The sequence below is a fragment of the Nonomuraea polychroma genome, from assembly GCF_004011505.1.
Classification (GTDB): domain Bacteria; phylum Actinomycetota; class Actinomycetes; order Streptosporangiales; family Streptosporangiaceae; genus Nonomuraea; species Nonomuraea polychroma.
This window is the reverse complement of the sequence record NZ_SAUN01000001.1, coordinates 1664784-1689457: the sequence shown is the minus strand read 5'-3', so window position 1 is coordinate 1689457 and position 24674 is coordinate 1664784. Positions and strand designations below refer to the sequence as shown.

General features: G+C 69.9%; 31 protein-coding genes. 22 read left to right on the top strand and 9 right to left on the bottom strand.

Annotation, left to right across the window (positions count from 1 at the left end; translation table 11 throughout):
- Nucleotides 1-94 precede the first annotated feature (94 nt).
- Nucleotides 95-736: a hypothetical protein gene (locus EDD27_RS07325; protein WP_127931679.1), complete on the top strand. Its 642-nt coding sequence runs from the start codon at nucleotides 95-97 to the stop codon at nucleotides 734-736.
- 194 nt (nucleotides 737-930) lie between these two features.
- Here EDD27_RS07325 and EDD27_RS07320 read toward each other — a convergent pair whose 3' ends face one another.
- Entirely contained in the window at nucleotides 931-1194 is a 264-nt protein-coding gene (locus EDD27_RS07320) for a DUF1883 domain-containing protein (RefSeq protein ID WP_127931678.1), read from the bottom strand.
- Nucleotides 1195-1301: 107 nt separating this feature from the next.
- Nucleotides 1302-2078 (bottom strand): hypothetical protein, encoded by a 777-nt coding sequence (locus EDD27_RS07315; protein ID WP_127931677.1) that lies wholly within the window; start codon nucleotides 2076-2078, stop codon nucleotides 1302-1304.
- Nucleotides 2079-2192: 114 nt separating this feature from the next.
- On the opposite strand from EDD27_RS07315, the gene EDD27_RS07310 reads away from it, so the two are divergent.
- Nucleotides 2193-2801 carry a hypothetical protein gene (locus EDD27_RS07310; RefSeq protein ID WP_127931676.1) on the top strand — a complete coding sequence of 203 codons (609 nt, stop codon included), beginning with the start codon at nucleotides 2193-2195 and terminating at the stop codon, nucleotides 2799-2801.
- Between the two features lie 52 nt (nucleotides 2802-2853).
- Nucleotides 2854-3873: an NAD-dependent epimerase/dehydratase family protein gene (locus EDD27_RS07305; RefSeq protein ID WP_127931675.1), complete on the top strand. Its 1020-nt coding sequence runs from the start codon at nucleotides 2854-2856 to the stop codon at nucleotides 3871-3873.
- Here the strand turns inward: EDD27_RS07305 and EDD27_RS55395 are convergent.
- The 5 genes from EDD27_RS55395 to EDD27_RS07280 form a co-directional block, all read right to left on the bottom strand.
- Nucleotides 3866-4297: a hypothetical protein gene (locus tag EDD27_RS55395; protein ID WP_206641302.1), complete on the bottom strand. Its 432-nt coding sequence runs from the start codon at nucleotides 4295-4297 to the stop codon at nucleotides 3866-3868. The genes EDD27_RS07305 and EDD27_RS55395 overlap by 8 nt on opposite strands.
- Nucleotides 4298-4824: 527 nt before the next feature.
- A complete protein-coding gene (istB, locus tag EDD27_RS07295) occupies nucleotides 4825-5604 on the bottom strand; it encodes an IS21-like element helper ATPase IstB (RefSeq protein WP_127930604.1) in 780 nt (259 codons plus the stop codon).
- Nucleotides 5601-7088: an IS21 family transposase gene (gene istA / locus EDD27_RS07290; protein WP_127930603.1), complete on the bottom strand. Its 1488-nt coding sequence runs from the start codon at nucleotides 7086-7088 to the stop codon at nucleotides 5601-5603. The genes istB and istA overlap by 4 nt, the downstream gene beginning before the upstream one ends.
- 53 nt (nucleotides 7089-7141) lie before the next feature.
- On the bottom strand, nucleotides 7142-7678 hold the full coding sequence (locus EDD27_RS07285) for a helix-turn-helix domain-containing protein (protein ID WP_127931674.1): 537 nt from the start codon (nucleotides 7676-7678) through the stop codon (nucleotides 7142-7144).
- Nucleotides 7679-7800: 122 nt separating this feature from the next.
- Nucleotides 7801-8091 carry a helix-turn-helix domain-containing protein gene (locus EDD27_RS07280; protein WP_127931673.1) on the bottom strand — a complete coding sequence of 97 codons (291 nt, stop codon included), beginning with the start codon at nucleotides 8089-8091 and terminating at the stop codon, nucleotides 7801-7803.
- Nucleotides 8092-8222: 131 nt separating this feature from the next.
- On the opposite strand from EDD27_RS07280, the gene EDD27_RS07275 reads away from it, so the two are divergent.
- The 19 genes from EDD27_RS07275 (at nucleotide 8223) to EDD27_RS07190 (ending at nucleotide 22023) form a co-directional block, all read left to right on the top strand.
- Nucleotides 8223-8489: a helix-turn-helix domain-containing protein gene (locus EDD27_RS07275; protein WP_164903525.1), complete on the top strand. Its 267-nt coding sequence runs from the start codon at nucleotides 8223-8225 to the stop codon at nucleotides 8487-8489.
- The gene (locus EDD27_RS07270) at nucleotides 8486-9094 is read left to right on the top strand and encodes a hypothetical protein (RefSeq protein WP_127931671.1); all 609 of its coding nucleotides are present in this window, start codon (nucleotides 8486-8488) and stop codon (nucleotides 9092-9094) included. The genes EDD27_RS07275 and EDD27_RS07270 overlap by 4 nt, the downstream gene beginning before the upstream one ends.
- 228 nt (nucleotides 9095-9322) lie before the next feature.
- Complete coding sequence (locus EDD27_RS07265; protein ID WP_127931670.1) at nucleotides 9323-10147, top strand: hypothetical protein; 825 nt, start codon at nucleotides 9323-9325, stop codon at nucleotides 10145-10147.
- Nucleotides 10144-11289 carry a hypothetical protein gene (locus tag EDD27_RS07260; protein ID WP_127931669.1) on the top strand — a complete coding sequence of 382 codons (1146 nt, stop codon included), beginning with the start codon at nucleotides 10144-10146 and terminating at the stop codon, nucleotides 11287-11289. Before EDD27_RS07265 ends, EDD27_RS07260 begins: the two co-directional genes overlap by 4 nt.
- Nucleotides 11286-12053: an SsgA family sporulation/cell division regulator gene (locus EDD27_RS07255; protein ID WP_127931668.1), complete on the top strand. Its 768-nt coding sequence runs from the start codon at nucleotides 11286-11288 to the stop codon at nucleotides 12051-12053. The genes EDD27_RS07260 and EDD27_RS07255 overlap by 4 nt, the downstream gene beginning before the upstream one ends.
- Nucleotides 12050-12304 (top strand): hypothetical protein, encoded by a 255-nt coding sequence (locus tag EDD27_RS07250; protein WP_127931667.1) that lies wholly within the window; start codon nucleotides 12050-12052, stop codon nucleotides 12302-12304. The genes EDD27_RS07255 and EDD27_RS07250 overlap by 4 nt, the downstream gene beginning before the upstream one ends.
- Entirely contained in the window at nucleotides 12305-12727 is a 423-nt protein-coding gene (locus tag EDD27_RS07245; RefSeq protein ID WP_127931666.1) for an ATP-binding protein, read from the top strand.
- Nucleotides 12727-13152 carry a hypothetical protein gene (locus tag EDD27_RS07240; RefSeq protein WP_127931665.1) on the top strand — a complete coding sequence of 142 codons (426 nt, stop codon included), beginning with the start codon at nucleotides 12727-12729 and terminating at the stop codon, nucleotides 13150-13152. Before EDD27_RS07245 ends, EDD27_RS07240 begins: the two co-directional genes overlap by 1 nt.
- 108 nt (nucleotides 13153-13260) lie before the next feature.
- On the top strand, nucleotides 13261-13734 hold the full coding sequence (locus EDD27_RS07235) for a hypothetical protein (RefSeq protein ID WP_127931664.1): 474 nt from the start codon (nucleotides 13261-13263) through the stop codon (nucleotides 13732-13734).
- An 80-nt stretch (nucleotides 13735-13814) separates the two neighbouring features.
- Nucleotides 13815-14042, top strand: coding sequence for a hypothetical protein (locus EDD27_RS07230; RefSeq protein WP_206641301.1), 228 nt, complete (start codon nucleotides 13815-13817; stop codon nucleotides 14040-14042).
- 148 nt (nucleotides 14043-14190) lie between these two features.
- Nucleotides 14191-16305 (top strand): hypothetical protein, encoded by a 2115-nt coding sequence (locus EDD27_RS07225; protein ID WP_127931663.1) that lies wholly within the window; start codon nucleotides 14191-14193, stop codon nucleotides 16303-16305.
- Nucleotides 16306-16313: 8 nt separating this feature from the next.
- Complete coding sequence (locus EDD27_RS07220; RefSeq protein ID WP_127931662.1) at nucleotides 16314-16751, top strand: hypothetical protein; 438 nt, start codon at nucleotides 16314-16316, stop codon at nucleotides 16749-16751.
- A 23-nt stretch (nucleotides 16752-16774) separates the two neighbouring features.
- A complete protein-coding gene (locus EDD27_RS07215; RefSeq protein WP_127931661.1) occupies nucleotides 16775-17683 on the top strand; it encodes a hypothetical protein in 909 nt (302 codons plus the stop codon).
- Nucleotides 17680-19176: a hypothetical protein gene (locus EDD27_RS07210; RefSeq protein ID WP_206641300.1), complete on the top strand. Its 1497-nt coding sequence runs from the start codon at nucleotides 17680-17682 to the stop codon at nucleotides 19174-19176. Before EDD27_RS07215 ends, EDD27_RS07210 begins: the two co-directional genes overlap by 4 nt.
- 41 nt (nucleotides 19177-19217) lie before the next feature.
- The gene (locus EDD27_RS57655; RefSeq protein WP_164903524.1) at nucleotides 19218-19445 is read left to right on the top strand and encodes a RapZ C-terminal domain-containing protein; all 228 of its coding nucleotides are present in this window, start codon (nucleotides 19218-19220) and stop codon (nucleotides 19443-19445) included.
- Nucleotides 19400-19606: a RapZ C-terminal domain-containing protein gene (locus EDD27_RS57650; RefSeq protein WP_164903523.1), complete on the top strand. Its 207-nt coding sequence runs from the start codon at nucleotides 19400-19402 to the stop codon at nucleotides 19604-19606. The genes EDD27_RS57655 and EDD27_RS57650 overlap by 46 nt, the downstream gene beginning before the upstream one ends.
- A gap of 83 nt (nucleotides 19607-19689) precedes the next feature.
- Nucleotides 19690-20529: a M48 family metalloprotease gene (locus EDD27_RS07200; RefSeq protein ID WP_164903522.1), complete on the top strand. Its 840-nt coding sequence runs from the start codon at nucleotides 19690-19692 to the stop codon at nucleotides 20527-20529.
- Nucleotides 20530-20638: 109 nt separating this feature from the next.
- Nucleotides 20639-21271 (top strand): hypothetical protein, encoded by a 633-nt coding sequence (locus EDD27_RS07195; RefSeq protein WP_206641299.1) that lies wholly within the window; start codon nucleotides 20639-20641, stop codon nucleotides 21269-21271.
- Nucleotides 21272-21273: 2 nt separating this feature from the next.
- Complete coding sequence (locus tag EDD27_RS07190) at nucleotides 21274-22023, top strand: hypothetical protein (protein WP_127931658.1); 750 nt, start codon at nucleotides 21274-21276, stop codon at nucleotides 22021-22023.
- Between the two features lie 191 nt (nucleotides 22024-22214).
- Here EDD27_RS07190 and EDD27_RS07185 read toward each other — a convergent pair whose 3' ends face one another.
- Both EDD27_RS07185 and EDD27_RS07180 read right to left on the bottom strand, forming a co-directional pair.
- Entirely contained in the window at nucleotides 22215-22841 is a 627-nt protein-coding gene (locus tag EDD27_RS07185) for a hypothetical protein (protein WP_127931657.1), read from the bottom strand.
- Between the two features lie 99 nt (nucleotides 22842-22940).
- Nucleotides 22941-24302, bottom strand: a complete 1362-nt coding sequence (locus tag EDD27_RS07180) for a site-specific integrase (protein ID WP_127931656.1) — start codon at nucleotides 24300-24302, stop codon at nucleotides 22941-22943.
- Between the last annotated feature and the right edge of the window lie 372 nt (nucleotides 24303-24674).

The following is a 24674-nucleotide window of genomic DNA, read 5'->3' as shown; positions in this document are numbered from 1 at the left end:
CTCACCGTCCCGCGAGCTTACGGCGGCCCTGCCGCGCCTGCCTGACAGCGGAGCAAGTTATAGGTTTGGGTTCCCCAAACCTTCAGGAGGGGGCATGATGGACGCCGAGCCATCGCCACCGGCACGCCGTCGGCGGCCCCGGGAACGCGGCCAGGGACAGCGCGGCAAACGGGTCAACCTCCGTCTGTCCGACCCGGAGCACGCCACGCTCGAGGCGGTCGCCGCGCGGCACGGGACGACCCTGGCCGGGTACGTGAGCGCCGCCGCGCTGTCGGCCGCGCGTGAGGAGATGCCCCCCGACCTCCGCGAAATGATGGTGCGCCTGTTCGCCATGCAGCACGACGTGGTCGCCCTGCGCACCGCACCCGACCGGCAGCCCGACGACGTGGACCAGGCCATCCTGGCCATGCGCGAGGCCCTGGAGAACACCATCGAAGAGGTCATCAACCTCTCCCGCAAGGCCCGCGGGATGCGCGCGCTCCGGACTCTCAGCCGGTTGCAGCCCGCGCCGGCGACGCCGCAACCGGCCGCTACCGCTGTCCCGCGGCCGCCGTGGAACGCGCGCGAGTGGATCGAGCAGCTCGCCGAGCTCGTCCGCCAGTTGGAGGACGGCGGCACCACCCTCGCATTCCAGCACTGGAACCACCGCCGCCTGTACGACGCACTCATCAACGCCGTCGTCGCCCTCGGACACGCACACCCCGGAGGCCTCGACGAGTTGACCGGCAAGCGCTGAACAGACGGGAGAATCCAGGATGCGCCCGACTCCAGCGACTACCACCCCTACCTGCGGATGCGCCGGACCGATCCCGGCTATGAGGACGACCCGGACGAGTCGAGCCCGTTCAACCCGCGCGACTGGTTGAAGGTCCACCCGGCTCCGCCGCGCGTGGACGTCTAGCAGCCGACCACGGCCGGCGGGCGACGCGGTCAGTCGAAAACCTCGGTGAACTGGACCCTGACCCGCCGGCCATTGCTGTCAACGACGAGATACCAATAGCCGTCATAGGGCACCTCTAGGACGACGGGGCTGACGTCAAAGAAGCCGCCGTAATACTCGTACTCGTCACCGTCGAGATATGCCTGGTAGTCGTCGACGTCCATGAGACACACTCTGGCGGCCGAGCCGCGCAGCTCCACCTCGAAGCAGGCGCCGCCTGCGCGAGATCCGAGGTCCCAGTAGAGATGCTCCACACGTCATTAGTAGCGGGTCACGCAATGGGCAGGAAGCCGGGTGCGGATCCGTGCTGTCCCCGAGTTCATGTTCCACGAGCCGCTGCCGAGGCCGGAGCTCCAACGGCTCAGTATGGCTCCGGGCCGAGACAAGTCCCGGTCTCGTGCACCTGGTCCGACGGTGGGGGGTCGATGAGCACATCGCTGCCCCAGTCGGTGAAGTCGACCTCGATCACGGTGGTCTTGGGCTGGTTGTCCTCGGCCATGGGATAGGTCGAGGTGAGGTGCGCCCGACGGGGAAGCCGGTCCGGTCCGACCCACAACTGCCAGGAGACCTGTGTCAAGTCATTCCGCTTGCGAAATTGGTCGGCGATCACGGGGTCGTCGTGTGGAGCCGCGATGGCGAACTCCGTCAGCGAGCTGCTCCCGGCGTGCACGACGGTGGCAACTCCGTCGATGGCCTCCCCCGAAGAGGGAGCTGGGGCCGCCAGTTTTCGCAGCACCTCGGGTGAGACGAGGCTGCGTACGCCGAGCGAGCCGATGGCGCGCAACAACTGCTCGCAATCGGAGCTGCGGCCATGAAGCCAGGACTTGCCCGCGGGAACGTCCTGCCGATCAGCCCGGTACTGGTAGGTGCCGGAGCCTGCGATCGTGATCGTCCTGGTCGTCATGTAGGACAGGTCGGTCGGGACAACGCTTTTCAGCTCATCGGGGACATTGGACCGGTAGTAGGTTGCGGTCAGGTCGGAGGCGGTCGCGCCGAGGACTCCAGTGGTGCGGCTCTCGCTGTATTCGCCGATGTTGACCAGCGCGACGGAGTCGTCCTCCGCTGGAGGGGTGAACACTTTCTCGCCGTAGTCCAGGCGGACGAGCCTGGCGACCTTCACACCGGTTGAGTCCTTCATCCGCTGAGTCACCGCCTCGGCGGGCGTTCGCGCCGTCGCCGCATCGCCGCCTCCGCAGCCGGCCGTTAGGGCGAGCATCAGGACGGTCGTTGTGATCCTCGGTAACGCCACCCGGTGATCATATGGGTTGCCTGGCGAGACTCGGCGGCCGCGCGCGACGAACTGCCCGTCGACGCGCGTGAGGCTGCGGTGCGGCTGTTCGCTATGCAGCGCGTGATCCGGCTGCGCCTCGAGCACAACGGGGAGCCCGCCGAGCCGACCGACGCCGTCCTAGCGATGCGCAAGGCACTGGAGGCGGCCGTGGAGGAGTTCATCAACCTCTCCCGCAAGGCTCGCGGCATGCGCGCGCCGTACCAGGCCGCCCGCCCGCCAACCTTGGAACCGGGCACCGGCGCCGGCCCACAACTCCCGGGTACGGCCCGCGAGTGGACGGCACACCTCGCCGAGTTCACTCACCAGCTGGAGGCTGACGGGAAGCTCGCTTACGAGCACTGGCACCACCGCCGCCTGTACGACGCCTTGGTACATGCCGTCGCTGCCCTCGGGCAGGCTCATCCCGGCGGGCTGGACCGGTTGCCGCGCCCCTGGCGCAGGCGCCAGGGGGCGCGAGCCCGGGCGGATCGGCATGCGGGAATGAGGAAAGAATTTGATCATCATCGGATAGCGGCACATGACCATGGAGCCAGGGCGGCAAAGGCGGACAGCTCATTCCGCCTGCAGTAGCTGTTGTGGATCAGGACCTACACTGACCACACCGTGGACTTGAAGGAGCCCAATGCGAATCCTTGTTCTCGGCGGAACAGCGTTCGTCGGTCATGCGATCGTCAGTCAGGCCGTCGCGCGAGGCTGGGACGTCACGACGTTCAACCGTGGATTGACCGACGTCGATGTGGCGGGCGCAAAGTCGATCCTTGGAGATAGACGCAGCAACGCGGACATAGAGCGACTCGCAGCGTCGAGCACCTGGGACGCAATTGTGGACACGTCCGGATATGTGCCCTCGGATGTGCTGCGGGTGGCCATGGCCCTGCAAGGCCGGACCCATCGGTATCTCTTCATGTCAACCGTGAGTGTCTACGCCGGCTGGCCAGTGGAGTCCCTCACTGAAGAATCCGCGACTCTGGCATGTCCTCCCGACGCGGACGAGCATTTTGGACACGACACAGAAGATGGCCCGACGAGGTACGGCTATCAGAAGTCAGGCTGCGAGGCCGCCACCCGGCTGGTGTTCGGAGAGCGGCGTACGACCCTTCTCAGGCCCGGTGTTGTCCTCGGCCCGCGCGAATATGTCGGCCGGCTCCCCTGGTGGCTGCGCCGCATGTCGGAGGGCGGCCAGGTCCTCGCGCCGGGCGATCCTTCTCGATCCATCCAGCCGGTAGACGTGCGTGATCTGGCAGATTTCACACTCCGTTCGATCGAGCATGATTTGTCTGGCCCGTTCAATGTGACGGCCCCCTTTGGCTTCGATACTTTTGGCGGGCTGATTTCTCACTGCATCGAAGCAACGCAAAGCACGGCCGAACCGGTGTGGGTCCCTGATCATAAGCTCATCAGCGCTGGTGTGCGTCAATGGTCAGAAATGCCTCTGTGGCGAACGTATCCCGGCGTGTGGCAGGTCTCGTCTGCGAGAGCTCAGGCCGCCGGCCTCGTTTGCCGACCGCTCAGAGAGACAGTGCGGGACACGTGGACCTGGATGAACACGGTTGCGCCAGCGGTGGACGTGAGCGAGCGTGCCGCCGAGATAGGGATCAGCAAAGAGCGCGAGTCGCGGATCCTTGAGTCGCTCATCACGTGACGCCGTCGACGGCATCTGGCTTGGCCGCGGTCTCGTTCAGCCAGTCCGCGATGCGTCCCTCCAGCTCTTTGGGCTTGGCCTTGCTGATGACTCCGGGCGAAAAGAGGATGTCCCGGACTTTGGCGATTCGCCCGGCCAACGACACGTTGCGCAGCTCCTGCGGCAGCGAAAACACCGCCTCGAGTTCGTCCGCGGCCTTGTCGAGTCTCCCAGCGAGAAGGTGGGCTGCGGCGAGGTCGATCGTGACGCCCGTGACCAAGGAGAACGGCCGCCGGCCTGCCGGAATGGAGGCGTAGGCGCCGAGAGCCTGCTGCGCGTGGACAGCGGCGCGTTCGCCGTCACGCAGATGCAGCCACGCCGCGGCCGCACAGCCGGCAGCGCGAGGGTCATCAAACGCGAACTCACCCCTAACCTCACTATCCAACTCGTCACGGTAGATGTCTCGATCGTCGGCGTCTTCCTGTGCCCCTGCGAGAGCGTCCGCGACCGCCCCAGCGTTTCCCTCCACGGCGTGCGCTCGGCTCGCGATGTGCCGGAGCCGAAACCGCGGAGCTCCTCTCGGCGCCACAGCAAGACCGCGGGCAACAAATTCCAGTGATCGACGAGGCTCATCCCGCCAAAACGCCAGGGTCGCCTGCAAGCCCAGGGACCATGCGAACAGGGAGTTGTGCCCGGCGAGCTCGGCATACGTGGTAGCCGACCGAGCAAGGGTGGCGGCGGCAGGCCAGTTCCCCAGGTCGAACGCGATTGACCCCATCAGCGCATTCGTTTGTCCCAGAATCACATACAGGTCTGCGAGGTCAGACGGCCGGCGAGTACGTTCGGTCAGAGAGCACGTCAGGTCTCGCACCACCCTCGTGTCGATAAACACCTCCAGAGGAGGCCTTGTCAACGGCCAAGTGCGTGTCGCCGCTGGTGGCCACGTAAATGTCCCCAGGGTCGCGGAGTTGACTACTTCTTGGGGAGGCGTTCTGGGCCCCGGCTGCGGGCCTGCCGCATGCGAAACGACTCACCCTCGGTGACCACGACGATGCTGTGGTGCAGCAGCCGATCAAGCAGGCTGACAGCAGTGGTGTGTTCGGGCAGGAAGCGGCCCCACTGGTCGAAGGGCCAGTGCGAGCCGATCCCCAAGGCGCGCCGCTCGTAGGCGGCCGCGACGAACCGGAACAGCAGCTGGGTGCCGGTGTCATCGAGTGGGGCGAACCCCACTTCGTCGATGATGACCAGGTCGGCGCGCAGCAGGTTCTCGATCACGCGGCCGACGGAGTTGTCGGCCAGCCCTCGATAGAGGGTCTCGACGAGTTCGGCGGCGGTGAAGTAGCGGACCTTATGCCCGGCCTGAATGGCGGCAACGCCGAAGGCGATGAGGCTATGGGACTTGCCGGTGCCGGCCGGGCCGACCGCGCAGTAGTTTTCCGCCGCGCGGATCCACTCCAAGCTGGCCAGGTAGTCGAAACTCGCCTGAGGGATCGAGGAAGCGGCGATGTCGAACTCCTCGATCGTTTTGATCACCGGGAAGGCGGCGGCCTTCATCCGCGCCCGGGCGTTGGACTCATCACGGGCGGCCAGCTCGGCATCGATGAGGGTGCGCAGGAACTCTTCGGGATTCCAGCGCTGGGTGCGGGCGGTGACCAGCAGCTCGGGCGCCAGCCTGCGGATCGTGGACAGCTTCAACCGGCGCAGCCCGCTATCGAGATCGGCGGCCAGAGCGGGGACGCTCGCGGCGGTCATGAGGCGTCTCCGATCCGGTCGAGCTTGTCCAGGGTGTAGTCCGCCAGGGAGCGGGTCGGGACGTGCGGCAACTCCAGGACCAGGGCGTCTCCAGGCGGGCGGACCTGCGCCGTGCCGGCTCCGGCGGCCAGGATGGCGCGCACGTCATCGGCGCGCCAGCGGCGAAAGGCGATAGCCCGCTCCAGCGCGGTCAGCAGCGCCGCCTGGCCGTGAGCCGCTTGCAGCGCGGCCAGCTCGACCAGATCAGCGGCCAGGCGGGTGTTGCCGGAGGCGGCTGAGCCGGTCAAGAACGTCTCGGCGATCGGGCCGAGTGCCAGGAACGCCTTCTCGGTCTCGGTGCGGGCGCGGGCGGCCCGGCGCGGCGTGGGCCGAGGGCCGCCGTAATGCTCATCGATGACCGACGCCTCGCCGGGCGGGACCGGGGCGTGATCGGCGACGATCTGTCCGGTGGCCAGGTCCGTGATCAGCAGCCGTCCGGCCGTCTCCACCACGGCGACCCGCGTGCCGATCAGCCGGGTGGGCACCGAGTAGCGGGCCGAGCCGAACCGCACGCACGACAGCCGGTCGACCTTGCGCGTCGCCGGCGGCTTGCCGATCGTCGGACGCAGTGAGGGCAGCGCGGTCAACACCTGCCGCTCGCTGACCAGCCGTTCGGCCGGAACCGCGCAGATCTCCGAATGCACCACGGAGTTGACCTCGGCGCACCATCGGCGGGCCGCGAGGTTGGCCATCGTCAGGTCATCGAACGGCGCCTGCGGCACGACCAGGTCCCGCTTGGCATAGCCGACCAGGTTCTCCACGATGCCCTTCGATTCCGGGTCGGCGGCCTCGCACCAGTCCGGCCGGAAGGCGTAGTGCGTGGCGAAGCGCACGTAGTCGGCGGTCGGGATGACCTTGTTGGCCACCACGCCGCCTTTCAGGCAGCCCATCCGATCGGCGAGCACCACCTTGGGCACGCCACGGAGTTCCTCAAAGCACTCGGCCAGGAAGGCGAGCGTGGTCTCGGCGCGCTCGTTGTCGGCGAAGCGGACGAACCGCACCCGTGACCAGGCCAGCACCGCGCAGAACACGTGCAGCCCGCGCCCGGCATCTCCCCAATCGATGACCAGCATCTCGCCCGGTGTCCAGACTGCCGGCCGCCGGCCGCGCGGGTGCTCGCGCCGCCAGTTCTTCTTCACCTCGGCCACCAGGCGGCGGAAGTTGCGCGCCGACCCGGCATATCCCGCGGCTTGCGCCAGTGGCAGCAGCCGCTTGGCCGAGATCTTCCCCGCGGTGGCCTTCACCTTCTCGACGACCAGATCGGTGACCTCGTCGAAGTTGTGCTCGCGCCGCTTACGGCTCGGCGCCTTGTCCCCGGCCAGCGCCTTGTTGATGATGCGTTTGACGGTCTTGTGCGTGGTGCCGCACATCTCGGCGGCTCCGCGATAGGTGCCTACCTCCCGGTAGGCGGCGATGATGTCCATGACTTCCCCCGCAGACTTCATGGCCGGGCAGACCCCCTGAGCGGTGATCTCGTGACTGGCTGACACCGTCACGATCACCGCTCAGGGCACACCCCTCCTCGCGACACGCGAACAGCACGAAGGAGAAGTGGGGACCTAAACCGGCCGCCAGTGGTGACCTCGAACTGGCCACCTGCGGGGACTTTTACATGGCCACGGACAGGCCTCGACGAGTACGCCCGCGCCACTACGACAGTACGGTCGTGGAGGTCCGCGATGCTCTCAGATCCACATGACACGCCTTTCGATGCCGCGTCCTCAGCCGACTCGTGAGCCGCCGCCATAAGCACCTCTCGTGGGTCGTCGTAGATGGCGGCGCGATTCACGTGGGTCGCTTTTTGCTCCGCCAAGATGACAAAGCGGCGCATAGCTGAGGCCGACGCCTTGCGCAACGCCTCACCAAGGACCACATGCGCGTGGCGCGAGAGCGGCTTGTCCAGCCGGGCCGCCTTTTCCCACTCCCGCACGGTGCGTACCGCGACCTGAAGATGGTCAGCGAAGGCTTCCTGGGTCATGTGCAGCGTGTTTCGCAAGGCTTTGGCCGTATGGCCTGTCCAGACGTCGACTTCCACGATCCGCTCCAGAGCAATGGAGTCTGCATGTTCAGTGCATCACGAATGCCTGGGATCTGCATGGGTCTTGCCTGGCTAACATCCGCTGGCGAGCAGTTCACTTAACGCATGAGCTTGCAGCGTCATCGCATAAGACGTCGCCTGATCTCCGAAAGCAGAAGATCGCTGTCCACATCCACCAGATCGGCTGGCACCTTCGTTAGCCGTGCCTCCTCTTCGGTGAGAAAACCGGCGGCGACGAACGCTTCCAGGACAGGACGGCCGAAGGCGCGGGCGAAGGCAGCGACGGTCTCAGGCTTCGGCGACGACGACTTCCACCGTCCAACCGCGGACTGGCTCATGTTCATCCGTTCACCGATGGCGGCCTGCGGCATCCCACCGCTAACCCTCTGCACATATTCCCACCAGCTCACGAGGTAACTGTATGCGCTGAAGCATCAAGCGCGCACTCATGGACTTACCCGCAGGATCGCTTGACGCTTATGCGCATACGCATTATCTTAAGCGCATAGACATAGTCGCATGTACAGCGAGGAGGAGCACTGTGAACGTCATCCTGCGGCTGCGTCGGGAGCAGTTGGACAAGTACCGCACGATCGCGGGAGTCACCACGGAACAGCAGCTTGCTGACCGGATGGGGTTCCATCAGGGCACCATGAACAAGGTTCTCAACGGTCGGCATGCCCCCAGCGCGCGGTTCATCGGTGCGCTGCTTCAGGCGTTCAACGGCGTGCCGTTCGACGACCTTTGGGAGATCGTCGTTCAGGACGCTTCCGCCGACGTCAATGCCGTGGCCAATGGGGCGGCATGATGGCCAGCCGGGCCGAGGCGTTCTGGATCGACGTCGACCACGACCGCGAGATGGCCAGCGACGGAGTCTCCCGCTTCGGGCACTACGTGCGCGCCCGCGCCGACGACTTCCGCGAGGCGTGGGAGTGGGAGGAGTCGCGGACGGCCCAGTTCGCGGCCATGGCGTGGCGGGTGGCCACCGGCCCCATCATGGCGCCCGGATACATCCGCTTCCACCCGCGGCTGCTGTCGGCCCGGACCGAGGTCAACGACTGGGACGGCTCGCTGGTCGGCATCACCACACTGGTCACGCCCTGGCCACAGGCGCTGGCCTGCTCCCGCGAGTGGCGGGCTGGCGAGTGGTGGCGGGACTGGCCCACCGAACCAAACGTCGGTCCCGACACCGTGCGCTACCTGGACCCCAGCGGCGAGGAGCTCAGCCGCGGCGAACGATTCCTGATGGCCAGCGCCACGCTGGCGTTCCCGCTGCCCGCGCAGCCGCTGCCGCCGCTGCCGACCGAGCTGCCAACCGAGCTGGCGGCGGTGGCCCGCGCCTACATCAAGGTGCTGGTGGCCGAGATGAACCGGATCGTGTTCCCCCTGATCGCCACCGTGGAGCGGTCATGACCTCCGGAGCACAGCTGGGGCGGTACGCGGCATTGCGCCTGCAGGCGAGCCCAGCGCTGGCAGAAGTCACCGTCCGATCGCCCCGTCAGGGCGACAACCGCTCATGAAGAGGGCGGCCCCGGTGCGCTCACACCAGGGGCCGCGACACGGGTCCCTACCTGCAGAAAGGACCAAGACCCGATGCCCCACAAGATTACACCGCTTAACCATCCCGGGGGCGACGACCCAATGACCACCACCTCCCCCGTACAGACTCATTCGCCCGCTGAGCAGGCCCATGCCCTGCTGGCTTACGCGGCCGATGAGCACCACTTCTACACCTCGTACGCCGACGGCCACCCGAGCCTGCACAAGCATGATGCGGCGACGGCGATGTATGCGGCGCAGGCCGCGACCGCGCTGCTGGCCGTCGTCGGCGAGCTCGCCGAGCTGCGGGCCGGCCTGCAGCAGGCGGCCGCCATGGGCGAGGACATCGCCGACATCGCCTCCGGGGTGCGCGAGCTGACCGCCGCGCTGAAGCCGTTGGAGGAGATCGCCGGCAGCGTGGACGGCCTGACCGACCAGGTCGAGGCCGTCCGCGATGAGGTCGAGGACGGCCTGGCGGCTGTGGCCAGCGAGGTCGAGCTGCTGGTCGGCCGCCGCCGGAGCCGCTGGTGGTCCTGGCTGCGGTGGCCGGTGCGCCGCTGGCGAGCGCAGCGGGCTCTCCCCAGCGTCGCGGATGTGAGGAAGAGGCTGATCGCGGCCGCCGCGCCGACGAACTGGCTCAGCGATGCCCTGGCCCGTGCCGCCGACCTGCTGGAAAGCGAGGGCTGGGCCCCTTGTGTGGGCGTGATGGACGCCGTCGGTCGGGTCGCGATCTCGCCTGAGGCGCCGTATGCCGCCCACGTGCTGTGCGTTCAAGCGCGGGAGGCCATCGTGGCGCACCTCGGCGGGCCGCTGTCGCAGTGGGAGACCGAGTTCGGCCGTACGCAGGGCCAGGTGGTGGCCATGCTGCGTGAGGTCGCGGCGAAGGTCACTGCCTCCGAGCTGGTGCGAGGGAGGTGTGACCGGTGAGCGTTGCGACTCCTACTCCCGACCGCGAGCCGTTCGACGACGACATCGACCGCGTTCTCACCGAGATCGAGCGCCGTCTAATGTTCGACCAGGCACCGCCCCTGCCGGAGGACCGGCTGGACGACGACCAGCCTGCCGACCTGGACGCCGCGGCTGACGAGGCCGACCAGGCGGAAGATGCCGACGACGTCGACCAGGCCGACGAGGCCGGCGACATCGTCGAGGACAAGATCGTTCTTGTCGAGTCCTTCGAGAGCGGCGAGACCCGGCTCGTCAGGCAACTGCGCAGGCAGGTCGCCGAGGCGCACCTGCTGGCGCGCCTGCAGGCCGACGAGGCGCCGCTGCTGATCGACACCAAGAAGGTGCGCAAGCGGCGCCTGGCCGCCTACGAGGCCGCCCGGCTGCACGAGCTCGCCCAGGACCCGGTGGCGCTGGCCTACCGTGACGCCAAGGTGCGCCGCACGGTCACCGTGATGGTGATGGCGGCCGCGGTCATCGGCCTGGCGGTGTCCAGCATCGGCGTGCAGGCCTCGGTGGCCACGGCGCTGAAGCTGAAGCAGCACACGTTCGCGTGGTGGGCGGCGTTCGGCGTGGAGCCTGCCCTGTCGCTGCCGTTGCTGGCCGCCGTGGCGGTGCAGGCCTACAGCGCTATGCGCGGGCAGGTCGTCGACCGCAAGGACAAGAACGGCCCGGGCCGCAAGATGTTCCGCGCCGAGGCTCTGCTGCTGGGGCTGACGCTCCTGCTGAACTGCTGGCCGGCCTTCATCAACGGGTTCAACCTGCTGACCCTGGTCGTGCACAGCCTGGGCCCGATCGCCGCGGTGACCGCCGTGTGGGTGCTGCCGGCGCTGTGGTCCGTGCTGCAGGTGCTGCCGATGCCGGAGACCCCCGGTCCAGGCCGTACTGATGGGCGTACTGGCCTTCAGTACAGGGCTAACGCCAGCCGTCAGTACAGCGCTCCGCCGCCCCGCCCGAGGGTCGACATCGACGCGCTGACCGACCGGGCACGCGCCCTGATCGCCGCCGGGAAGCTGTCGGCCGACGCTGGCGTGCACAAGTTCCGCGACGCGCTGGGGTGCGGGTCCGACACCGCCACCAAGGTCAAGAAGGCGCTCGCGGCGCAGGCTGGGGGTGCGGCATGAAGCGCGCAACCTCGGTGACGCAAGCGCTGACGCTGTGGTGGGCCGACCAGCACGAGCAGTCGCAGGCCCGGCGCGGCCGCCACCGCGGGCAGGGCCAGGACCCGGTGCACGCGGTGCTGGCCTACGACGCCCGTGACCCGTACGCCGTCGAGCTGGTCTTCCCGCAGGCGAACGGTGACGGTGGGCAGGTCGTGGCCTGGCAGTTTGCCCGGGCGCTGCTGATCGACGGGCTCCAGACGGCCACGGGTGACGGCGATGTGCAGGTGGGCCCGCACGAGGCGGAGGGCTGGCTGGTCGTCGTGCTGATGCCGGAGAACGGCGTGCCGCTGACCTTCTACGCCTCCCGCGCGGTGGTGTCGAAGTTCGTCGACGCCACGTTCGACGTGGTCCAGCTCGGGCGTGAGCGCGAGCGGGTGGACTGGGATCGGGAGCTGGCCGCGCTGCTGGGCCACCAGGTCGAGGTCACCTTCCGCGAGGCCGACGGCTGTTGGGGACGCACCCGGCCGGGCACGCTGGCGGCCGACCCCAAGGACCGCGACATGGTGGTCCTGACCGTGCCCGACAGCGCCGGCACCCTGGTCAGCTGGCGCGTCAGCCGTGACGAGCTGGCCCATCAGGTCCACCAGGCGCGCCGGATCGTCCGGTGGAGTAGCAGGAACATCCGGCTGGCGGTGCCCGGGGACGCCGAGCTGTTGCTGGGCGTCGGCGTGGTGCAGGAGTTTCTGCTGGCCAGCTTCCACACCGTCATGGACGGTGCGTCATGACCGCGGCGATTCTGGCGCCCCGGTGCGCTCTGACGCGTGAAGAGCTGGTCATGCTGGCGGCCGCCTACAGCGAGCTGCTGGCCACCGCGCGGGCGAGCGTGGCGGCCGCCGAGCTGGGCGAGGTCGACCCGCTCGTTTACGTGCGCGAACACCTCGCTGAGCACGGCCAGCTGCCGGCGGCCGGTGCCCGGCCAGTGGTACTGCTGGCGCAGTCGGCTGTCCCGTCGATGCACCGGGCGGGGGTGGCGTAGGTGGCGACCACGATCACGATGCCCACCGCGTGCGCCCGCTCGTTCGATGGCACGCGGGCCTCCATCTGCCAGGCCCGCGCCTGGGTGCGCGAGGTGCTGCCCGCAGGGTGCGGCCGCGTGGATGACGTGCTCCTGGTGGTGTCCGAGCTGGTCACCAACGCCATCCTGCATTCGGCCAGCGGCGAGCCGGGCGGCCGGTACGCGCTGCAGCTCGAGGTGAACCCGCCCGCCCACTCGGTGGGGGTCACCTGCATCGACATGGGCCCCGCGCTGGCCCCGGCGGTCCGGCAGGAGGGCGAGGGCGGGCGCGGCCTGACCATCGTCAAGAAGCTGGCCGCCACCTACGAGATGCGCGCCGAGCCGACCAGCCGCACCGTGTGCTGCTGGCTCGACTGGGCCGCTGAGCAGGGCGGAGGCGCGTGATGGGCTATCGCGTGGAACTGATCAACCCGGTCGACGGGCGCGTGCTGGCACGGGAGGGCTTCCCCGCGCACAGCGAGCGTGCGGCGATCGCGAAGGCCAAGCGCAGGGCGCGCCGGATGGTCGGCATCACCGGCGTCGACGCGGCCAGCGTGAACGGCCAGCTGTGGTACGTCGAGCCGGACTGTCCGGGCGCCATACGCGTGGCCACCTTCTCACCGCGCGTGGCTGCTGTGCCGGTGACGCCGTTGCTGCAGGTGGCGGCCCTGCTCGGCGTGGTCGGGTGGGCGGTATTCCTGGCCGTCACCACCAACCCGTGGCTGGCCATGGCCGCGGTGGGCCTCACCTGCGTGGCCGCCTACAAGCTCATCGCGATGGTCGAGGCCGTCCGCGCCGAACTGCCCCGCCGCGACCGGGGCGAGCGATGAGAAGGGCCCCTGTCGTGGCTGCAGCTGGCCGTCTGTCGAGACGACCAGCTGCTAACCGCCCTGGTTCTCACGGCCCGACCGGGCCGTGACCTGTCCGAAAGGATTCTGATGAGCAACTCGACCGGCCCGGAGTGGTCCGGGGACATGTTGGATCGGCCGGAGATGGTCGAGGCGTTCGCCGCCCAGCTCCGGCGGGCCCTGGCGGCTCACGCCGACTACGTGGCCCACATTCGGCGCGACGCCGAGGCCATGTGGGCGGAGAACCCGCCGCCTGAGTACAGCACCTTCGAGGCCTGGTGGCGGCACGGCAAGGTGACCAAGCCGTTCGCGGAGATCCAGGAGCACCTGGAGAAGGCGGCCAAGCTGACGTTCCGGCTGGAAGCCCGGTACCGGAAGAACAGACACGTCATTCCGGAGAAGCGCCAGGCCGCCGCTCAGGCCAAGCAGGAGGCCGCCGCGCTCAGCCGTGGCCAGGCCCCCGGCCGGCTGAGCGACGGCCAGCCGTACCCGAAGCCCCGCACGACCCCGGCCCCGGCCGAGGATGGCGGGAGCTTCATGGACATGGTCCACCGGTCCGCATGACGCGGGCTGGCTACCTGATCGCAGCCGCCCCGCCGGGGCGGCGGCCCTGACCCTGATCCCCGATCCGCTGAGGAGGCGAAGTGACGACCCGGCCGATGAACAGCGCGGAGAAGCGCGCGTACAACCAGCGCAGGCACGCCGAGACCCGCCAGGCGCACGCGGCGGAGCGCGGACCTCAGGGACTCGCCGAGCTGTGGTGGGACCAGGCCCGCAAGACGGCCCGAGACGGTGCCGCGAGAGGCGACGCGAACGCCTGGAACGAGCTGGCGGCAACGCTCATGCACTTCTGCCAGCGCTACAGCGAGTAACACCCGCGATCTTCATCTTCATCTTCATCTTCACCGCGAGTGCGGTCTCCGCCGCCTCCTATGCGAGCGCACGAGCGCCCGCGCGCGCGAGCGCGCGAGGATACGCCGCCCGGTCACTGTCCGTCAACACTTGAGAGGAGTGCTCGCCATGGCTGACGACAACGTCTTCCACTTCCCGCCGCGCCGGGACGGGGCCGTGCCGCCGCCGCCACTGCCTCCCGTGCCCCGGCCCTCAACCCCCGCCGCAGACGCCCCCACGGGTCGCCAGGAGGAGGCCCCGGCCGACGACGCCATGCCGCGTATGCCGGACGTCAAGCCGATGAGCGTCCCGGTGGCGCTGATGATGCCGCCGCCCCCGCCGCTCCCCGCCGGCGACTCTGCCGACGACCTGGGCGATGATAGGGGCGCCTTCGCCCCGCCGTCGCCGGAGGACCCGACCAACCCGACCGGCCGGGAGACACTCCAGATCTGCATGGCGATCCTGACCGCCATGGGCGTGGCCGCCGCGCAAGGCATGTGGCACCGTGCCCGGCAGCGCCAAGCGCGGGCGGACATGGTCCGCGCTCAGGCCGACAAGGCGGCGGGCAAGGTGGCCGCCCACGGCAGCGGGAGCGCTGGCGGCGGCCGGGGCGGCTCGAAGGGCGGCGGCGGGCTCCTGACGGGCTCCCGCCAGGAGCCCGCGCACCGCAGGCGCCACGGCGGCAGCCACCCTGGCGGCCAGGGGCGTGGCCGGAAGGGTCCCAAGGACACGCACCGCAGTCCCGGGGGCCGCCCGCCCGGGGCGGGCGGTAAGGGGGGCTCCCACGGCCCGCACGGCGGCTCGCACAAGGCGCCCAAGTCGACCCGCGACGGCAAGTCGTCAGGGGACGACCACGGCGCGCGCAAGCGCCGCAAGCGCGGCGCCATCAAGGGCGGGCTCGACGCGGCCGGGCCCTGCGTCAAGAACCGCAAGCTGCGCAAGCCTGGCGACAAGGCACTCAAGGCCACCAAGGACGGCAAGCGCCGGGCACCCGGCACGGACCCGGCCCCGAAGAAGCGGCCCGCTCCGCTGAAGTGGAAGGCTGGCAAGAAGAGCGGCCCCGGCCCTGAGGGCGACAGGGCACTGCCGCCCGGCCGGAAACGCTGGAAGCGCACCAAGCCGGGCGCCACGGGCGGCACGCGCGCCCCCAAGCGCCGGAAGCGCCGCGGCAAGCGCCGGTCCTGGCTGAGGTGGAAGAGCACCCCGGCATGGCTGAAGCGCTGGCGCAACCGGCACAAGACAGCGACCAACTCCTGGAAGGCCCCCCGCAAGAACCGTCCCGGCCCCGGCGGGGACAAGGCCCTTTCCCCCGGCCGCAAGCGCTGGAAGCGCACCAGGCCGGGCACAGGCACGCGAGGCTCCACGGGCGGCAAGGGCAAGCGCCGAATCCGGCGGCCCCGGTGGCTGCGGTGGAAGAGCACCCCGGCGTGGCTGATGCGCTGGCGGACCCGCCACAAGGCGACGGCGGCCAGCTCGCCGGGCGCGACGGACGGCCGGGCGTCCTGGGGGCGGTCGACGCCGCCGCCCCCGCCTCCCGGGTTCGGGTGGATGCGTCCGCCGCCCGGTGCCGACCGGTCGACCCGGGTCACCACCGAGCGCGTCGACCAGCCGGTACGGCGCAAGTACGAGCCCGACCCGGCCCCGTCGACCCCGGCCGTTGCCGGCGCCACGCGGCTGGCCCTGCCCGTGCCCCCGGCCGCTGACGCCCCGGAGTTTCGTCGCCCCGCGGGCCCGGCGCCGGCGAGCGACGACAGCCCCGCCGCGACCCCGGCCGCGTCAGCGCCCACAGTCCCGACCCCGACGAACGGAGCCCAGATGAACCCACTCGTTCCCGCGCCCCGCGCCACCACGGCGACCGGGACGCAGTACCGCGACGCCGACCTGACCATCTACGACGTGATCGAAGCCGACGCCGACGCGGCGGAGGAGATCACGGAGGGCGTGTACGAAGCCCAAGCCACCGCTCACGGCTGTGAGCGGCTGATGACCAAGCTGGAAGACCTGCACGCCTCGATCGTCGAACTGAAGGTGCCGGGCGTGCTGGAGGGCATGCTGCTGCGGCTCATAGAGAAGACCGGCACGGTCAAGGCCAAGGCGGAGGCCATCGCCGCGAACCTGCCCGCCGCCAGCGAGGCCATCGCCATCGCCGGGACCAACGCCGCCGCCCGCCACAAGGGCCTGGCCGACGCCGTCCGCGACGCGGGCCACATCCGCCCCGCCGAGCGCGAATACCACCAGGAGTAGGAGACCTCATGCACGAGCTGAACAGCGGCAACACCAGGACCGGCGAGGTCGTCGCGGCCAGCGGCGGTGTCATCACGACGGTCGTCCGGTACGGCATCCTCCTGATCCAGCTCACGGCGGCCGGGATCCGGCTGCGCTGGCTGGGTGAGCAGGTCCGCTCGACGTATCGGTACGTCGAGGGGTGCGCGGCCTCGACCGACCGGCTCGCCGAGCAGTTGGCGCGGCTGACGGTCGACGCGGACACCGTCGGCGAGCACCACCAGGCCGCCGCCGTCATGCGCGGCGTGCTGGCCGATGCCGAAGCGATGGCGGAGGCCACGCAGGACCTGTCGGTCATGTTCGAGGAGACCTCCGCCGCCCACCAGGCCGACTACGGGCCGGTCGCCGAGGCGGCCAACTCGATGCCGGTCCCGATGGCCGACGCCGAGTTCTACAGCAACCGCTGACCATCTGGACCGAAGGAGAGATCATGCCCCGGCCTGCGAAAGCGCCCGACCTGGCGCCCGTGGACATGGAGCTGCCGCTCTGGCCCGCGCTGGTGCGAGCGCGCCGCCGCCTTGAGGCCGTGCGCAGCGCGACCGGGCGCATGGCCACCCTCGTCGGCGCGGCCGCGGCCGCCGCCGGCCTGTTCACCGGCCAGTGGACCGGCGCGTCCCTGCTGGCCGACGCCGCGCTGACCCTGATCGGCCTGGGGACGCTGCGGCTGTGGAAGCCCGACGGCCAGCAACGGGCGGTGGCGTCGGTGCTCTACCTGGCGCCCGGGACCAGCCTGGCGGCCCTCCTGCTGGCTGAGCAGATGGTCCCGGGCATTCACCCGGTCGAGGCCCTGGGGCTGACCGTGTGGACGGCCGGGACGTGGGTGATGCGCCCGGCCTACGTCGGCCGGCGCATGCTGGCCCCGCCGCCCCCGGCCCCGGCCGCCGAACTGGCCACGCTGGAGGAGGCGGAGGTCAGCGACCACCCGATAGCGCAGTGGTGGGCCCGCACCGTCGCGGTGAAGGACGGCGCGGCCCCCGGCACCGTGCTGGACGACATCCACCGGACCGGCCCCAAGTCCATGCGGGCCGTCATCCGCGCCACCACGCCCGGCCGCCCCGTCCCGGACATCTCCATCCGGAACCTGTCGGCCGCCATGGACATCCCCGAAGACCTGATCACCATCGGCCCGGTTCCCGGCCGGGGCGCGGGCGTACGCCTGCTGACCATCGGCAACCCGGAGGAGAGCGAAGACCTGGCGACGGTCTGGGACAAGCGCATCGCCCCGGCCGCCATGCCCGGCGCCGTGCTGACCAGCGTCCGGGCCGGACGCCCCGGCGGCGCCGGCCACACCATCACGACGACGGCCAGCACGACGACCAGTACTGAGGAGGACGCATGAGCGCCGTCATGACCACGCCTGACCCCGGCCAGGTGTACGAGTTCACGGCGGAGGTGCCGCAGGGCCAGGTCATCCGCTACGACCTGGCCGCGCTGTGCTCGGCGCTGAACATCAACGACCCGACCCGCATCGCCGTTGAGACCGACGGCCTGCGCAGGGCGATGATCACGGTCTACCCGTCCAACCCGCTGGCGCAGGTACGGGCCGTCACCCGCGAGGACCTGGTGATGGACCGGCACGGCCGCATCGTCATCGGCGTCTACCACAACGGCCGCCCGGTCAAGAAGCGGCTGTTCGACCCGTCGACCGGCAGCGCGCAACGTCACCTGGTGTTCGGCACGACCGGCGCCGGCAAGAGCCGCGTGGTCCACCTGGAGCTGGCCGCCGAGAAGATCAACGGGTTCGTGTCGTGGCTGGCGGACCTGAAGTTCGGCCAGTCCGTACCCGAGGCCGAAGAGCATGTCGACTGGCCCGTCCGCACCCAAGAAGGCGCGGTCTTGATGACGATGGCGGCGGTGGCCGTCGCTCAGGACCGGATGCGCCGCTACGCCGCCGCCGGCCGCAGCGCCTTCGTGCTCGGCGTGGACCCGCTGCTGAACGTCACCCTCGATGAGGCCAACCGGGCGCTGGAGCGGGGCGCGCCGTATCGGGACCTGATGACCCACCTGATCAAGGAGTTGGGCCGCACCGGCCGCTCCGTCGGCGTCGGCGTCCGGCTGTCGGCACAGGCCGCCCACCTGGAGGAGTTGGGTGGCAGCGACACGTTGAGAGCGATGCTCAAAGAGGGCGAAGTGACCTTGCTGCGCTGGAGCGGGAGCATGATGCGCCAGCTGGTCGCCGACGGCCTGCTGCCCGCCGGGGAACAGCTCATGCCCATCCCCAAGACGCTCGCGCCGCGCGAGCTGCGCAGCCAGTTCGACCCGGCCGCCGACGATGACGACGACGCGCCGGGCACGCAAGGCATGGGCTACCTGCTGTCCGGGCCGCGCCCGACCGCGATGATGCGGCACCTGCGGGTCGGCTCCATCGCCCCGCTGGCGGGCAAGGACCCCGAGATCCTCGCCCTGTACGGGCCGGGCGAGCCTGCCCGCTTGGAGGAGCTCTCCGCCGAGGCCGACGGCGAAAACATCGGCCTCATTGCCTACCACCTCCGCCATGACCCCGTCGCGTTCCAAGCGCTGTGCGACCAGTTCCGGGAGATCTACCAGCAAAAGCCCGGCCACGGCGGCGGCGGCCAGCACGCCGGCGGCGCCGTCGACGACGGCCCGGAGGAGTCCGCCGACCGCCCGCGCAAGGTGCTCGTGGAAGACCGCGTCCGGGCGGTCCTGGCCGCCGCTGATGCCCCGATGAGCGCCGACGAAGTCCTGGCCGCCGTCAACAGCGACGGCGGCAAGCAGGTCAGCGGCGGCACCGTCCGCAACAAGCTCAGCGCCCTGGTCGACAGCGGTGCCGCCGTCCAGCCCGGGCGCGGCCTGTACGCCCCGGTCCGCTGACCGCCGGCCTGCCCTCAAACCGTCACCTGAAGGAGGACCCGATGCCCAAGCCGACCACGGCCATAGAGATCACCTCATTCGGCTACGGCCACGCCGCCCCGCCAGAGGCCGACATCGTCGTCGACGCCCGCCGCCGCTTCCGCAACCCCCACGCCGACCCGGCGATGCGCGAGCTGACCGGCCTGCAGGAGGTCGTGCGATCCCACGTCCTGGCCACCCCGGCGTGGCAGCCGTCGTCCGCCGCACCGCCCAGCTCGCCGCCGAACTGACCACCACCGCCGGCGGACCGGTGACCGTCGCGGTCGGGTGTGTCGGCGGCCGGCATCGCTCGGTGGCCATGGCCGACGCGATCGCCACCGAGCTCGCCGACGCGGGCCTGCCCGTCGCCCTGGTCCACCGCGACGTCGACCGCCCCGTGATCCAGCGCTGACCGTTGCGGGCGCTTGGCCGGCCACCAGGTCGGGCCGGTGCCCGGAGCTATCAGCTCCTGCCCCCTCGACCGAAAGGATCATGATGAGTTCCCTCGAACCCGTCGCCCATCACACCTACGGCCCGGCCGACGACGTTGGCGAGGCCGACTCCGAGCGGCTGGCCGGCCTGGTCTGGCGCGTCCAGCACGTCGGCCGGATGGCCGCCGTCAGCGTCGTGATCGACCCCGAGCTCAACGACAACGCCAGCACGGTCGAGGGTCACCGCTGCGGGCACGCCCCACTGATCGCCATCGGCCACGACCTGATCGGCGAGGCGCGCACCGACACGCTCGCCCACGAGCTGGCCCACCGGGACCTGGCCCACCACAAGCGGGCGCTGCCGCTCTGGATAGCCGCCGCCCGGGACCTGGACGGCGTCGGTGGCCTGTACGCCGTCATCACCGCGCTGCTCACGCCCGGCTGGAGCGGCTGGTCATGGGCGGCGGCCGCGCTGTTCGCCGCCATGCTGGCGCTGGCCGCGCTGCGGGCCCGCCTCATGCGGCTGGAGGAGTACGACGCCGACGCTCGCGCCGTGGAGATCCTCGACGCCGCGGACCTGCCGGGCAAGCAGATCGTCACCGCGATGCTCACCGACGCCGACCGGCCGTACGACGCGTGGCACACCTGGATCGGGTGGATGTTCAGCACCCACCCCAGCGACGTCGAACGGATCCATGTCGTGGACAGCGGCCGCCGCGCCGGCCGCCTGGACTGGCGCACCGCGCTGTGCTGCGTGGCCACCGGCGAGCGCCTGCTCACCCGCGCCCACCGAGCCGCTCACCGAGCTGCCGACGGCCGGATGCGGCGCTGCCAGCCGGGCTGGTGGCACCTGCCGCCGGTGTGGTGGCGGCCGATCGACTGGCCCACCACCCGGAACTCCTGAAAGCCAGACGGGCGCGCATCACCGCGGTCAATCCGCCAAGACCACCCGCGGCGGGCGCGCCCGCACAACCCCAACCAACTCAACGGATCAGAAAGGGCTGATCTCCATCATGACGCAGACCACTGACGTCGGCGCAACCGTGCCCCGCCCGATGAACGGGCTGAGCACCACCTCGGCAACAACGCCGGTCGACGGGCCGGGCGGGCCAGTCGTGACGGTGCTGCTGAGCGAGTACGAGGCGCTCAAAGCCGAACAGCGGGCCCGGATCGGGTTCCGGGACAACCTGCTGTACGCCATGCTCACCGCTGCCGCCACGATCGCCACCGTCACCGCCACGGCCGGACGGCTGGAGCTGCTGCTGGCGCTGCCGCTGGCCGGGCTGGTGCTCGGCTGGACGCACCTGCACAACGACCACATGATCACCGCAATCGGGGCCTATCTGCGCGAGCGGCTGGGCCCGCGCCTGCACGGCCTGGTCGACGACGCCACCGACATCGACATGTTCGAGTGGGAGACCGAGCACCGCAGCCCGGACCGCCGGCGCGTCTCACGGCGACGGCTGCAGCTGGTGGTGAACCTGGCCGCGTTCTGCCTGCCGCCGACGGCCGGCCTGGTCCTGGTGTGGGCCGCGGGCCCGCACACCGCCGTGATGCTGATCGTCTCCTTCGTCGAGCTGGCCGTCCTGGCCGTGCTGGCCACGCAGATCGTCCGCTACGCCGAGCTGGGCGGTGGTGTGCGATGACCATGACCACCACTACGTCGATTCCCGTCCGCGCTGCCGTCCAGGGCGAGGCGCAGGTACTCGCCCTGCTGCGCCAGGGCCGCGAGGTCTCCCAGATCAGCGACGTCACCACCTGGCCCGTGACGGCGGTGCGCCGGTTGGCCGCGCGCGAGGGCCTAGTGATCGACGACAACGGCTGCGCGCGGCCGGCGGGCACCACCGCGGCCCAGGCCGCCATCACCCGCGCCGAGCTGCGCGAGCTGCTGCGCCTGGCGGAGGCCTCGGACGAGGCTCAGGTCAAACGCGCCCGAGCCAAGCTCGACCACGCGGTGGAGGTACTACGCGGTTGCCTGGTCGAGGTCGAACGGCGCAAGGAGCGCCAGGCGGCCGTGGCCCAGCTGGCCGCCGACGCCGAGCGCGAGGTCGCGCGCCTGACCGCCAAGCTCGACCAGGCCAAGGCCCAGGTGGACCAAGCCAAGACGCAGCTGGACGAGGCCAAGGCCAAGCTGGTGCAGGCCCGCAGCGTGCTCGGCGGGCCCCGCCGGGCTGCAGGGGCGGCGGCGCGGCGCTATCGGCCCGGCGTCGACTACGACACCAAGCAGGCGCGGGCCTGGGCCAAGGCCAACGGCTACGGCGATGTCCTGCCCACGAGCGGCCGGTACGTACCGGACGACGTGATCGACGCCATGCGCGCTGCTGAGGCGGCACCGGCAGGGCCCGAGCAGGCCGGCACGGCGCAGACCTCAGCGGCGGCCGCGGAGAGCCAGTCGTGAGCAAGGCCAGGATGCCGTTCTTGGACCCTGACGGGTCCCGGCACGGCGGGCTGCCCACCTACGAAGCGCATGAGTTCGTCGATTCCTGGTCGTGGACATGCGGGAACTCACGCACCGATGTGGTGTTGAGGGCACTTGGTGGTGCGGGTTCGGGGCTGGTGGATCAGGGTGGGTGGTGGTGGCCTTCTGGGTCAACCGCCGGCGGGACGGCGCTTCTTGCCTTCCGGGGTGAAGGTGAAGCTGGTTTTGAAGTCGCCCGGGCCGTAGCGGATCGCCAGGAGGACGGGTTCGTCGTAGCGAGGCGGCCAGGTCGACTCGGCGTCTGGATCAGCGCCGTTCCACAGATGAAAGAAGATCATCGCTGTATCTGTGGGTTCGGTGAGGTAGCCGAAAGTCTTGCCGTAGTAGGGGTTGTCGCCGCCCAACAAGACGGATGGTGGCCCGAACGTGCTGAGCACCTCGCTGAGGGAGTGGTCGCGTGTGGCCCAGGTGGGGATCTGTGTTCGCATCTGGTCGTACTCATCGCTCGTCAGCGTTCGGTTGGCCTCCAGCCAGCCGCGGGCTCGGGCGAACTCAGAGTAGACAGAGGCCATTCCGTATTCGTATTGGCCGGGGATCAGATTCCGGAAAGCTCCGGACACGCCGGTCGAGGTCCAGGCTCCGCGCGACTCCAGGGATCGCATTTCTTCGGCCCAGGCTTCGTCGCCGCGCTCGAGGTGGAGCAGGTGGTCAATGATGAGCCGGATGCTCAGTTCTCCGCCATACATCCCTGGACGGCGCAGTGCCGAGTTCAACTCGCGGATGAGGTAGTCCCGCATTTCCGAAGGGGAGCGCAATCCAGGAAGCTCTGTCACGAAGATCAGTCTCTCAATCGGCGAACCGGAAGGTCCAGACGCGGCAGGAGTCGCCCGGCGGAGTCACTTCCGGGGCAGGCTCGATCGCTTCTGGGGGTGGGCCGCGTAGACGTATCGCATCGCGGTGCCTGCGGTGACACCGAACACGCGCATCAGGTGGACGGGGTCGGCGGTATGGCGGGCCTCATCCAGGAGCCGATCCTGGCGGATCTTGGACGGCGTGGGTCCAACCGGGCGGAAGACCTCGTGGAGGAAGCGCCGCGATACCGGTGGGCCCTGGGTGTTCTGGGCGGTCATCTGGTTGATCAGCAGATACGGGTTGGTTGTGGTCGGCCAGCGGCGGTGTCGTTCGCGCAGCCAGGCATCGGCGAGTGTGTGGGTGTATTCGTCGAGGTAGATGGTGCGGCGGACGGTGTCGCGTTGCATGGCCAATCGGCCACGGGACAGGTCGAGGTCGGCCAGGCGGAGATGGGTGACCTCGCCAACGCCGAGGGCATGGACGGCAATCAACGCAACGACGAGTCTGGCTTGGGGCCCGTGGGCCCGATCGACCAGGCCGCGGAGCCGGTCGCTGGGGATCGGAACGGGAAGGACCTGCACTTTGGGCAGGGATACCCGGCAGGCCGGGTCGCGGAAGATGAGTCGTTCCTGCTTGAGCGCTCGGAACAGACTGCGCAGCGCGGTGTGGCGGTTGCGGGCGGTGTGTGCCTGTGTTTCGCCGAGCACGGCACGGACGTCGTCGGCGACGATCTCCCGCAGGCTGGCGACCTGACCGGACCAGCGGTGGAGCACAGGCCAAAGGTAACTCACGTAGCGTCGGATGGTTGCGTAGGACATCGTGGGATGCCGGTGACGGCCTTCGCCACGCAGAACCAGCACCCATCTGCGAGCTTCGGCCTCAATATGGCCGGGCAGTCCTTTGAGGACGCGTTCGATGGCGCGCTGGTCGCGGTTGATCTGGCGGGCGGGGTCGGAGACGAGTTGTCCTCGTCCGGCCAGGAACTGCACGACTCTGATCGCGCGGATGCCCTGGCTGGGGTTGGCCGATACCAGGGCACGGACGTCGGCTTCGCGCAGCGGGGCTTGGACTCCGATCCAAGCGGCCAGGATCCGCAGGGTCCTGGCGCTGGCCCGGCTGACCTCACCGCGCCAACCTTGGGCTCGGGCATGGGCCCGGAAGCCGTTTGGCAGGGCCTGCGCGGCGGGAGTCAGGGACGGCAGCGACTGCAGCGGCCCGAGCCGGCTCCAGTCCCGTTCGGCCTCGAAAAGAGTTCCCTGCGCCGGGTTGATCAGGTGCGGGGAGATCGGCGGAGGAGGTGGCTGTTCGACCGCCAGCCGCTCCAGTGCTCGCTGGTTGTATTGCCCGACGATCGGGATGCCGTTGACGGCCTGGAGGCTGGGAGCGAGCTTGCCGCCCAGCCACAACTATGTCCAGCACTCGGTCAACGCGTGCACGCCGCGCACGGAGACATGTTGCCAGCAACCGCGGCACCTCCCGCGGGCCAGCCGGAGGCCGGGCCGTCCGCACCGCTGGCAGACGCCGATGGGGTGGAGGCGGCGATGACGCATCTCTCGCTTAGGAGTGATCGTGACCTGCTCCGGCTCTTCTTGACAAGGCGACTTGACAGAGGGCGTAATCGTCGTCCGACGTGGGCTAGGGCTTCTATTGCCGCGCTCGCAACGCCGACGGTGCTGACGTTTGGTCACCGTAGAGAAGATCGCTTTTGGAGTGCCAACACGGGGGCGCTGACCTGCTCCGACGGGTTCGCCACGCGCTTTTGTAGGCCATTCGCCGAC

What these genes read in the sequence shown, in the direction of transcription:
- EDD27_RS07325 (WP_127931679.1), top strand. Translation starts at nt 95, where the DNA reads ATGATGGACGCCGAGCCATCGCCACCGGCACGCCGTCGGCGGCCCCGG.
- EDD27_RS07315 (WP_127931677.1), bottom strand. Translation starts at nt 2,078, where the DNA reads ATGAAGGACTCAACCGGTGTGAAGGTCGCCAGGCTCGTCCGCCTGGAC.
- EDD27_RS07305 (WP_127931675.1), top strand. Translation starts at nt 2,854, where the DNA reads ATGCGAATCCTTGTTCTCGGCGGAACAGCGTTCGTCGGTCATGCGATC.
- istB (WP_127930604.1), bottom strand. Translation starts at nt 5,604, where the DNA reads ATGACCGCCGCGAGCGTCCCCGCTCTGGCCGCCGATCTCGATAGCGGG.
- istA (WP_127930603.1), bottom strand. Translation starts at nt 7,088, where the DNA reads ATGAAGTCTGCGGGGGAAGTCATGGACATCATCGCCGCCTACCGGGAG.
- EDD27_RS07270 (WP_127931671.1), top strand. Translation starts at nt 8,486, where the DNA reads ATGATGGCCAGCCGGGCCGAGGCGTTCTGGATCGACGTCGACCACGAC.
- EDD27_RS07265 (WP_127931670.1), top strand. Translation starts at nt 9,323, where the DNA reads ATGACCACCACCTCCCCCGTACAGACTCATTCGCCCGCTGAGCAGGCC.
- EDD27_RS07255 (WP_127931668.1), top strand. Translation starts at nt 11,286, where the DNA reads ATGAAGCGCGCAACCTCGGTGACGCAAGCGCTGACGCTGTGGTGGGCC.
- EDD27_RS07250 (WP_127931667.1), top strand. Translation starts at nt 12,050, where the DNA reads ATGACCGCGGCGATTCTGGCGCCCCGGTGCGCTCTGACGCGTGAAGAG.
- EDD27_RS07240 (WP_127931665.1), top strand. Translation starts at nt 12,727, where the DNA reads ATGGGCTATCGCGTGGAACTGATCAACCCGGTCGACGGGCGCGTGCTG.
- EDD27_RS07235 (WP_127931664.1), top strand. Translation starts at nt 13,261, where the DNA reads ATGAGCAACTCGACCGGCCCGGAGTGGTCCGGGGACATGTTGGATCGG.
- EDD27_RS07225 (WP_127931663.1), top strand. Translation starts at nt 14,191, where the DNA reads ATGGCTGACGACAACGTCTTCCACTTCCCGCCGCGCCGGGACGGGGCC.
- EDD27_RS07220 (WP_127931662.1), top strand. Translation starts at nt 16,314, where the DNA reads ATGCACGAGCTGAACAGCGGCAACACCAGGACCGGCGAGGTCGTCGCG.
- EDD27_RS07215 (WP_127931661.1), top strand. Translation starts at nt 16,775, where the DNA reads ATGCCCCGGCCTGCGAAAGCGCCCGACCTGGCGCCCGTGGACATGGAG.
- EDD27_RS07210 (WP_206641300.1), top strand. Translation starts at nt 17,680, where the DNA reads ATGAGCGCCGTCATGACCACGCCTGACCCCGGCCAGGTGTACGAGTTC.
- EDD27_RS57655 (WP_164903524.1), top strand. Translation starts at nt 19,218, where the DNA reads ATGCCCAAGCCGACCACGGCCATAGAGATCACCTCATTCGGCTACGGC.
- EDD27_RS07200 (WP_164903522.1), top strand. Translation starts at nt 19,690, where the DNA reads ATGAGTTCCCTCGAACCCGTCGCCCATCACACCTACGGCCCGGCCGAC.
- EDD27_RS07195 (WP_206641299.1), top strand. Translation starts at nt 20,639, where the DNA reads ATGACGCAGACCACTGACGTCGGCGCAACCGTGCCCCGCCCGATGAAC.
- EDD27_RS07190 (WP_127931658.1), top strand. Translation starts at nt 21,274, where the DNA reads ATGACCACCACTACGTCGATTCCCGTCCGCGCTGCCGTCCAGGGCGAG.
- EDD27_RS07185 (WP_127931657.1), bottom strand. Translation starts at nt 22,841, where the DNA reads ATGCGGGACTACCTCATCCGCGAGTTGAACTCGGCACTGCGCCGTCCA.